This window comes from Streptomyces sp. SM1, assembly GCF_002910825.1.
GTDB classification, from domain to species: Bacteria; Actinomycetota; Actinomycetes; order Streptomycetales; family Streptomycetaceae; genus Streptomyces; species Streptomyces okerensis.
Map to the genome: position 1 here is coordinate 1 of NZ_NEUB01000948.1, position 9,966 is coordinate 9,966.

The 9,966-nt window shown below is 67.6% G+C and carries 7 protein-coding genes; 5 read left to right on the forward strand and 2 right to left on the reverse strand.

The window, feature by feature from the left end; all coding sequences use genetic code 11:
* Nucleotides 1–233 precede the first annotated feature (233 nt).
* A complete protein-coding gene (locus tag B9S61_RS33080) occupies nucleotides 234–1,424 on the forward strand; it encodes an IS110 family transposase (RefSeq protein WP_103543576.1) in 1,191 nt (396 codons plus the stop codon).
* Between the two features lie 51 nt (nucleotides 1,425–1,475).
* On the opposite strand, the gene B9S61_RS33085 is transcribed toward B9S61_RS33080, so the two are convergent.
* Nucleotides 1,476–1,817: an ATP-binding protein gene (locus tag B9S61_RS33085; RefSeq protein WP_258039988.1), complete on the reverse strand. Its 342-nt coding sequence runs from the start codon at nucleotides 1,815–1,817 to the stop codon at nucleotides 1,476–1,478.
* 278 nt (nucleotides 1,818–2,095) lie between these two features.
* Between B9S61_RS33085 and B9S61_RS33090 the strand changes: the two genes are divergently transcribed.
* Both B9S61_RS33090 and B9S61_RS33095 read left to right on the forward strand, forming a co-directional pair.
* Entirely contained in the window at nucleotides 2,096–3,499 is a 1,404-nt protein-coding gene (locus tag B9S61_RS33090) for a helix-turn-helix transcriptional regulator (protein ID WP_103545482.1), read from the forward strand.
* On the forward strand, nucleotides 3,496–4,377 hold the full coding sequence (locus B9S61_RS33095; protein ID WP_103545483.1) for an aminoglycoside phosphotransferase family protein: 882 nt from the start codon (nucleotides 3,496–3,498) through the stop codon (nucleotides 4,375–4,377). Before B9S61_RS33090 ends, B9S61_RS33095 begins: the two co-directional genes overlap by 4 nt.
* Nucleotides 4,378–4,964: 587 nt before the next feature.
* Here the strand turns inward: B9S61_RS33095 and B9S61_RS33100 are convergent.
* Nucleotides 4,965–6,875, reverse strand: coding sequence for a hypothetical protein (locus B9S61_RS33100; protein ID WP_103545484.1), 1,911 nt, complete (start codon nucleotides 6,873–6,875; stop codon nucleotides 4,965–4,967).
* Between the two features lie 806 nt (nucleotides 6,876–7,681).
* Between B9S61_RS33100 and B9S61_RS33105 the strand changes: the two genes are divergently transcribed.
* Complete coding sequence (locus tag B9S61_RS33105; RefSeq protein WP_258039989.1) at nucleotides 7,682–8,815, forward strand: site-specific integrase; 1,134 nt, start codon at nucleotides 7,682–7,684, stop codon at nucleotides 8,813–8,815.
* 342 nt (nucleotides 8,816–9,157) lie between these two features.
* On the forward strand, nucleotides 9,158–9,966 hold an 809-nt coding region (locus B9S61_RS33110; protein WP_146065014.1), incomplete at its 3' end, for an alpha/beta fold hydrolase.

Below are 9,966 nucleotides of genomic sequence, written 5' to 3' on the forward strand. Positions count from 1 at the left end.
GTCCTACCTTTCAAGACGTGGGTCTGATCCGGTCATTCGTAGGATCGGAGGGCCCAGGGGTTCTGGGTATGGCTGCATGGTGGGCGCCGTTTGGATGGCTCAAAGGACTTGGCCGCCCGGAGCCCCGCGACGACTCGACCGCCAATTGGGAGACGCGACTCGATCGCTGCTGTAGGACAACGTCGGCGAGGTCGTCTGCGGGATCGATGTGACGACGAGCTGGCGGAGGGAACGTGCCCGAGATCTGGGCCGGAGTGGACATCGGCAAGACGCATCACCACTGCGTGGTGATCAACGCGGACGGCGAGCGGCTGCTGTCCCGCCGGGTCCTGAACGACGAGACCGAGCTGCTTCAGCTCATCGGCGACGTCCTGGAGATATCCACCGACGTGCTGTGGGCCGTCGACCTCAACCACGGCGGGGCCGCCCTGCTGATCGGCCTGCTGCTCAGCCACGGCCAGCCGATGGCCTACCTCACCGGCCTCGCGGTCCACCGAGCATCGGCCACCTACAAAGGCGAGGGCAAGACTGACGCGAAGGACGCCTTCGTCATCGCCGACCAGGCCCGCGTCCGACGTGATCTCGGCCTGCTGAGGCCCGGCGACGAGATCGCCATTGACCTGCGCACGCTCACTACCCGGCGCCTGGACGTGGTCTTCGACCGCACCCGGCAGATCAACCGTCTCCGCGCTCAACTGCTGGAGATCTTCCCCGCGTTGGAACGCTCGCTTGAGCTGACCAACAAAGGGCCGGTGATGTTGCTGACCGGCTACCAGACCCCGGCCGCGATCCGCCGCGCCGGCGCGAAGCGGATCGAGACCTGGCTGAAGAACCGCAAGGTCCGCGGCGCCGCCGCACTTGCGAAAACGGCTGTGGAGGCTGCCCAGGCGCAGCTGACGGCCCTGCCTGGCGAGACGCTGGCCGCCGCCATGGTGGTCCGCCTCGCGAAGGGGGTGATGTCCCTCGATGAGGAGATCGCCGAGCTCGACGCCCTGATCGAGGCCAAGTTTCGCGAGCATCCGCACGCTGAGGTGATCCGCAGTCTGCCCGGCATGGGCCCCAAGCTCGGTGCCGAGTTCATCGCCGCGACCGGCGGTGACATGGACGCCTTCGGCAGCGCCGATCGGCTGGCCGGCTTCGCCGGCCTGGCGCCCAGGCCACGCGACTCCGGCCGCGTCAGCGGCAACCTGCGCAGACCCAGGCGTTACCACCGTGGACTGCTGCGGAGCATGTACCTGTCGGCGATGGTCAGCACTACCACCTGTCCCGCCTCGAAGGCGTACTACCAGCGCAAGAGGAGCGAGGGGAAAGGACACAAGCAGGCTCTGCTGGCCCTCGCCCGCCGACGCCTCAATGTCCTGTGGGCGATGATCCGTGACGGACAGTGCTACCAAGGTTCACCTCCCGTCACGGCGGCGGCTTGACTTCATGATTGGGAAGTCCTTTCGGGTCTCGTCAGAGGCGGGGGAATGCGACTACGCGGAGTGCAGGATCGTGACCCAAACGTCTTTGCCGTGGGCAGTGGACGAGCAGCCGTATCTGTCGCTGAGCGTCTTGATCAGCATCAGGCCGCGACCGCCCTCGTCGTTTTCGCCTGCCGAGACGGCGGCTGGGAGCCAGGGGTGCGGGTCACTGACGCACAGGAAGACCCCGTCGGGGGTCCGGGTGAGGACGACCTTCACTGGAACCGAGGACTCATCCTCCTTGCGGGCGTGCTGGAAGGCGTTCGTCAGTAGCTCGGACGCAGTGAGAGTGACCCGCCAGTCGAGTTCGGTCAGGCCCCACAGACGGAGGCACGCACTGACGAGGTCACGCACGCCCGAGACGGCAGCGGCTGTCAGAGCGACGTCGATTTCGCATGCTCCGGAACGCGTCCGGACCGCAGCGCTTGTGCCATCTGAAACGGGCTGTTGAGCCCTCATCAGGTCTGCCTTCACGGGGAGTCCCTCGTTCGACGAAATCTCTCCAACCGGCGCCGGATGCGGTGTGTACTGGGGTGGCGGCCGTGAGCAACCATTGAGCCAGGCCGACAGGACCGCGTGCAGATCTTGATTCGGAAACCTCGATCTTCCGTTTCGCGAGCGAGGAACAGCCCATGCCAAGACCCGAGAAGCAGTTGACTCCGGACGCGTCCCCGCGTGACTGGTTCGGTCATGAACTGCGGACCTGGCGTAAGAAGCGCGGTCCTCTCACGCACGCCGAGTTGGGCGTGAAGGTGCAGGTCAGCGGTTCACTCATTGAGAAGATCGAGAAGGGGACTGCTACCTGTTCGAAGGACTTGGCTGAGCGCTTGGACGAGGTCCTGCAGACGGGCGGAGTCCTCGCCCGGGCGTGGGGGATGGTGTTCGGGCAAACGGAAAAAGCCCGCCCCGAAACGGAAAGTGCACCTCCTGGCAGGGCGGAGGTACCGGTTCAGGTCCATGAAGGTCGCATCCTGGGCAGAGGTAGTACAACACCTCCGAGCGGGAGCCCTGCCTCTGTGGACCGTCGCGCCTTCCTCGCCACGAGCGGCCTTGCCGCCATCGCCCCCATAGACCTCGTCCACCTCGTGACCCCAGCAGCCCCCCGGGAGATCCCGACTCAGATCCGCCCGCGCGAGATCAGACAGTTGAAGTCGCTGGCCGATGTCATCCATCGCGAGGACAACGAGTACGGAGGCGGCGGCGCGGTGCGAGAACTCGCCCGCGGCGCCATCATGTGGGGTGCCTCCCTGCTGCCGGTGCCCTGCCCCGAGCCCTTGCGGCCTGAACTCCTAGCCTCTGTCGCTCGGTTGGGGATTGTCGTCGGCGCCTCACAGTTCGATGCGTACGCCCACGACGATGCCCGAGTCAGCTTCCGGCTAGCCGCTGAGTGCGCGGAGGAAGCCGGGGAGTGGCACCTACGCGCCAAGACGTACTCGTTCATGGCCCGGCAGGAAATCTGGGTCGGAGATCCGGATAGTGGCTTAACCCACGCGGAGAAGGGTCTGGTGCGTTCCGACCGACTGTCCGCGACCGAGCGTGCCATGCTGCACACGGCACGCGCCCGCGCCTTCGGCAAGATGCGCGACGTAGCCAACACCCTGCGTGCGGTCGGAGAAGCCGACGCCGCGTTCGAACAGTCCGACCCGGCGCAGGATCCGCCGTGGATGGCCTACTACGACTACGCCCAGCATCATGGCGACACTGCCCACGCGCTGTTCGACCTCGCGGTCCATGCGGACCAGGACCCCGGGCAGGCGGCCCGCCGCTTCGAAATCGCGGTGAAGGGACATGGCAACGCCTTTGCCCGCTCGCGCGCCATCTCCGAGACAAAACTCGCTTCTCTGGTCATGGCCAAGGGAGACGATCCGCGGCACGCGGTCGTACTCGGCCACCGAGCGCTGGATGACGTCGGCAAGCTGACCTCCTGCCGGGCCGCCGAGGATCTGCGGGAACTCGCCCGGTTCGCAGGCCGGCACCGGAACCTTCCCGAGGCCAGTGACCTGCGCGAGCGCATCGCGGCTACGGTGCAGGCGTGACTACTTCGCCCACGCCCACCCACGCCGTACTTGAGGAGGCGTGCCTCGCAGCCGGCCTCGACGCGACCAACGCCCAACCAATACGGATCGCCGAGAACGCCATATGGCGTCTGCCCGGGGGAGTGGTGGTGCGAATCGCCCGGCCCGGACAGTCCGCCGCCGCAACGCGCGAGGTTCAGGTCGCCCGCTGGCTGGCCGCCAAAGGCGTGCCCGCCGTACGCGCCCTTGACCTGCAGCAGCCGGTAGCAGTCAGCGGGCACCCAGTGACGTTCTGGCAAGAGCTGCCACCACACGCAATCGGGACCGTCACCGACGTCGTCGTGCTCCTCAAACAACTGCACACCCTGCCGAAACCAGACCTGCCACTGGGTGAGCTGGACCCGTTCGTCCGGCTGGTTGAGCGCATCGACGCAGCGATCACAATTTCTGACGATGACCGGCTGTGGCTGAAGGGTCGGCTTGAGGATCTCAAGCAGCAATGGGCGTCGAGGCCGAAGGGCCTGCCGGAGTGTGTAGTCCACGGGGATGCATGGGTCGGCAACGTGGCGCGCACGGAGGCTGGCCCGATGTTGCTCGACTTCGAGCGCGCTTCATTCGGCCCCCCGGAGTGGGATCTCGTGTCGACCGCGGTGAAGCTCACCACGACCGGCGCGGTGTCTGCGGAGGACTACGCCGCGTTCTGCGAGACCTACGGCGCTGACGTCACGGAGTGGGAAGGGTATGAACTTCTCGCTGGCGCGCGAGAGTTGCGGATGACGACGTACGCCGCGCAGCACGCCGCCAGCCGCCCGGAGTGGCGGCGCGAGGCGCAGTACCGCATCGATTGCCTGCGCGGCCGGACAGGGGCACCGCCGTGGCGATGGAAGGCAATCATGTAGTCCGCGGACAGGCTGACAACCAGATACTCACGCAGGGACGCTATCGGTGTTCGGCATGCGTGAACATCAGGTGGGCCGGGCGGTCAGCACTGGGCGACATGGATGCCTGGTCTGAACCCGGCAGCCGTGATTTCGGCGCTCAGCCAGGTGTGGTGGCAGATCCGGCAGGACAACGGCCCAGGAACGGAGCCGAAGATCACGACCCGCTTGGCGTACAACGGACACTGCGCGGTGACATTGCGGGCGCTTCCTCGGCCAGGGACGGAGTTGGTCGTGGCCCGTTGGGGGAAGGACTGGATTGTGCCGAGTCTTGCGCGGACGTATGCCAGCTCCGCTTCGACCATGTTGAGGGAAGACCGGCTGCGAGAGGAGTCCGGCGTGGATGAAGTCCGTCCGGAAGGGGGGGGCTGATTCCAGCCGCCCGGGTGGGGCCGCCGAACGACGTCGCGGCCAACCCCGCAGGTGCGCCGGCGGCGCACGTACGACCGGGTACGGCGGGTGCTCGCGGAGTTGGAGTAGGGGTGGCCGGCTAGGCGTGCCGGAGTTCAGCGTCGGACCACCACGGCCGCCGTGCGGGATGTCGGTGTTCAGCGCGGGGCTGCCGCAGCCGCGGTAAGGATGCGGTGCAGGGCGGAGATTGGGATCGTCGGGTTGGTGACCGCTGTGCATGCCGTCTCGCGGTCATGCAACAGCCCGGCCAGGACGCGGACCGGCAGCCGCGGATTGCGCACCGCGGTGTCGCGGACGTGGGCCTCCGGGTCGTCCAGCAGCCGCACCGCGTCGGCCGGTGACAGCCGGGGGTCCTCAGCCGCGCGGCGGCGCACCTCGGCTTCGGGATCCCGGGCCAGGCGTGCGACGTCGGCCGGTGTCGACTCCGGATCGTCCAGGGCCAGGCGGCGCATCCGCCCGCTGGGGTCGGCGGTGTAGCGCAACAGGCCCGCGCGGGGGAAGTTGGGGTGGCTGCGGGGCCGGTCGGGGTGACTGAAGCTGCCGCCCCACCAGCGCCATACCTCCAGCAGCATGTCGGCCGGCGCGTCCTCGCACGATTCGGCGAGGAACAGGCGGACCACCCGGTCCTCGTCCCGCGCCAGGCGCGCCACGACATCCGGCGGGAGGTGCCGGGCTCGAGCCACACTGCGGCGGACCAGTGGGTGGGACGACGCGGCGAGACGGCGCATCGCGTCGGCGTCGCCGTGCAGGTCCTCGACCCAGGGCAGGGTGTGTGACATCGACGTCGGGTCGAAGTCGTGGCGGACCGCGGCACGTTGCTCCTCGGCGAGGTCGGGGCGCAGCGCCACCGCGGAGCGGATGTCGTCCTGCGGGTCCTCCGCCAGCACGGCGACGCCGTGTGCGCCCAGGCCCGGGTTGGCGGCCAGCGCCCGACGTACCTCCGCGTCTCCGTCCCGGACCAGCTCCGCCTCCAGGTCGGGCTCGAGGCGGCACCGTTCGAGCGCCTGCCGCGGGTCGGGCAGGGCGGCGAAAACCTCGCGAGGCATGGGTACGCCGCTGTGGTGGGCGAGCAGCGCAGCCGTGCGCACCGCGTAATCGGTGTCGGCCAACAGCCGCTCCCGCAGCTGCGCAGCAAGCTCCTCCCACCGGGCACAGGCGGCCGCCCGCACCCGGGGATCGGCGTCGGCCACGAGGCCAGGGAGGTGCTGTGCAGGGAGCCCCGGGAGTTCGGCGGCTCGCGCGCGGGACGGGCCGGTGAGGAGGTCGTCGTACAGGTCCTCGGGGAGTTCGGCGCCCCAGACGCAGGCGCGCTCCGCCCAGAGCACGCGTCGATGGGGCGACGGCTCGGCGCGGACCAGACGTACCCACTGATCGGACGTGAGCTTGGGCCGGAAGGTGTCGGCGGGCCTTGACCGCACCCGCGGATCGGGGTGCGCCAAGGCGGCGTCGAGGACGGCGGGCCGGTCGCATCCGTACAGGAAGCCCTCCTCCACATCCAGCAGCCGGATCAGCAGTTCGTCCGTCGCAGCCGGATTGAAACCGATCCCCTCCGCCCAGTGCAGAGGCCACGCACGTCGGCCGGGCACCGCCGCCCACACCTCGGCGCGCTCGACCTCCGTCTCGCGCCCGGCGGCTTCGGCGGCCTCCTCCAGCTGCTCCGACAGTCGGTCGAGGGCCGTCACCCGAGGCCCGCCCTCGCCGGGCACCTCGCCCAGCAGTACCTGCCCGTCGAGGGAGAGCGCCACGAACCCGGGGTCGCCGGTCAACTCCGGCACTCCGCTCCCGGCGTGCCGGACCCGGGTCCACCACGAGTCGTTGCCGCCGATCCGGTGCTTGAGGACGGCCACCAGAAACTCGCCGTCGACGTCGCGAAGACGGCGCCACCACGCGGCATCGAGCGCTTCCCGGGCCACGCCGTCCGGCGCCGCGATCCCCCGCGCGATCCGCCAGCCGGCCTCCGGCGGGAACAGGCTGCCCGGGCGCACATCCTCGACGACCGTGAGTCCGGCGCGTTCGAGTAGTTCGTGGAGTTTCTTCTGGTGCCGCACGCGGTCATGATCCCCGTCGGCTCGCTGTGGGACAAGGCTTTCAGCCCAGGGCCAACCGGCCCTCCTCACTCGCGCACACGTCATTGACTGCGACGTCGTCCGGGCGGTCCCACCCGGGCGGCTGGAATCGCCCCCCCTGGGCATCGGCAGCTTTCTCAGACTCCGGCAGAGACCTGCCCATGCCGACACGGGGGCCGCTTCGAGCCGTCATGGATTTTCACGAACCGGGGCCGCTTCGAGTCGTCGTGCTGGGGCCGAATTGCCGACGTCGTAGCCGCCGCGGTAACTGGCCCCGGTTCGGTAGCTGCCTTTCCTTATTCGCCCACGGCAGAAGAGAAAGGCGCTGGAAAGGGTGGAAGTCGCAGTAGGGGTATGTCAACGTACAACACCCTGAACCATGTGGCCGGTCAGCCCGTCCCCGATGTAACGAGGAGCTTGCTCTGTCCGTGAACGTTGCCGATGTGTCCGCCTTCTCTTTGCCCCACCAACGTACGCGACGCACTCGGAGCGTGGATCGCGTGCGGACGGCGAGCGCAACATAGACGACGATCGCCGGTTAGCAAAACCGGCGATCGTGACGATCCTCGAAGTACGTTCGCGTGCGCGGCTGTGCTTGGCGGTGGAGCTGCGCGAACCTGCAGATGCCGCTCTGTGCCATGGCGCGGAGCGTCGCTGGTCTGTTGCCTATCAGATGAGCCCAGTGCCTAACCGGCGTAGGTCACGCACAGAAGGAGAGTGAGTACCTCCTGTCCGATCCGATCAAGAAGCTCCCGCCCAGCTCGAAGGGGCAGGTGCGGTACCGGTTTGTGGTCGATGTGGGAGTCGATCCTGCTACCGGAAAGCGCAGGCAGTTGACTCGTACGTTCGCCACGCTCAAGGAAGCGAAGGTTGAGTACGCGCGCATTACCAACCGTCGCCAGGAAGGGACGTTCGTTCCTCCCAAGCAGATCACTGTCAATGAGTGGCTAGATCGATGGCTGGCCATGAAAGCGGATGATTTGGAAGAAACCACGATCTACAACTACCGGATTACCTTGGATCGGGTTCGCGGGAAGTTGGGTCACATCCGGCTTCAAGAGCTCACGGAGGAAGACGTAGAAGAGTGGATGAATTGGGCGTTGAGGTATGGACGTGCACGCGGCGGAAAAGCTGGCACTCCGCTCGGGGTGACCAGTGTGGAAATGAGCCTTGCGCGATTGAAGGATGCCTTGAATCGCGCAGTGACGCGGCGGCTGCTGACCATGAATGTGGCCCAGCACGTCACAATTCCACGTAGGGCGCGTAAGGAGGACCGGAAGAAGAAGCAGGAAGTGAAGCCGTGGAACGTTCAGGAAGTCCGGATGTTCATTCACGGCGTCAGGGCGGAACGGCTCTATGCTCCCCTTCTGCTGTCCCTCATGGGTCTGCGTCCTGCTGAAGTTTGCGGACTTCGATGGGAGGACGTCGACTTGGGCAATGCCACGATCACCATAGCCAACACCCGGACGATGATGGGGAATCGATACGTCGTGGAAAAGGACACCAAGTCCATGGCCGGAGAACGTGATCTTCCTTTGCCGGCTCCAGTACTGATGGCCCTTAGGACGTTCAAGACTCTCCAGGCCAAGGAGAGGCTCGTCCTCGGTGAGGCTTACTCGGACTCCGGGTACGTCGTGGTGCACGAGACCGGGGAGGCTTTCACGATCAAGCAACTCCGCAGGCGCGCGTACCGGCTCATGGAGGTTCTTGGCCTGCGCAGAGTACGTCTCTACGACGCTCGTGCCTCCTGCCTCACCTTCCTCGCCAATAACGGCGTGCCGGATCACATCCTCGCCCGGTGGGCCGGGCACACGAACGTGAAGACCACGAAGAAGTGGTACGTGAAGCCAGACGTGGAAGACCTCCGCGAAGCCGCCACCACATGGGACGGCCTGCACGGTGAGGCGGAGGGTCGTGTGTGATTTCGGCGGCGGTTCCCAAGGGTTGGTTTTCAGGTGGCGATCGGAGCGTCCCGAAAGGTCTCCCGCTACGTCGTCCCGTCCTTCGGGACGGCACCAGTGCTTTGCTGCAAACTGGGAACAGCTGGCAGCTGTGCTGATGGAGGAAGCAGCGCGTCGACGGGAGGACCGGGCGAGAGTGCGGCCGGCAGGCCACGCTGCGTCAGGAGAGGGCGTACACGCTGAAAGGCTCAGGCTCGATCGACGAGGCCGTCGGCAGTGCCCGACGATCGAGCCGCGGGTGCATCGGGCCGCCGGCTTCCCCGGGCTGTGTGAGATTTTGTGAGACGTGAGAGGGTCTGGGGCGTGAGTGAGACACCGCCGAACACCCTGCAATACCGCTTTGACGGGCCGGAAGACGCTCCGGTTCTGATCCTGGGACCCTCGCTGGGTACCACATGGCACATGTGGGACCGGCAGGTGCCCGAGTTGACGAAGCAGTGGCGTGTGTTCCGGTTCGACATGCCGGGACACGGAGGCGCCCCCGCGCATCCCGCGGGCTCCGTGGCCGATCTCACCGCGCGGCTGCTCGCCACCCTCGAGAGCCTCGGTGTGCAGCGTTTCGGGTACGCCGGCTGTGCGCTCGGCGGCGCCGTCGGTATCGAACTGGCGCTGCGCCATCCCGAGCGGCTCGCGTCGCTCGCGGTGATCGCCTCCTCGCCCCGCTTCGGCACGGCGGACGAGTTCCGCCGGCGCGGGGTGATCGTACGGACGAACGGGCTCGATCCCGTGGCCCGCTCCGCGCCCGAGCGCTGGTTCACCGGCGGATTCGCCGCCGCCCAGCCCGCGATCACCGAGTGGGCCGTGCAGATGGTGCGCACCACCGACCCCGGGTGCTACATCGCCGCCTGCGAGGCGCTCGCCTCGTTCGACGTGCGTGCCGAACTCGGCAGTGTCGGGGTGCCGACCCTGGTGCTGGTCGGCTCCGACGACCAGGTCACCGGCCCCGCCGAGGCCCGTACGCTGGTCGCCGGTGTCCCGGACGCCCGGCTCGCCGTCGTGCCCGGCGCGTCCCATCTGGTGCCCGTGGAGCAGCCGGCCGCCGTCACCGACCTGCTGGTGCGGCACTTCTCCACGGCCTGGCAGCCCGCCTTCGACACCGCCACCGGCCACAC

Excerpts from the sequence above, each read along its gene's own strand:
- B9S61_RS33090 (WP_103545482.1), top strand. The coding sequence starts at position 2,096 with ATGCCAAGACCCGAGAAGCAGTTGACTCCGGACGCGTCCCCGCGTGAC.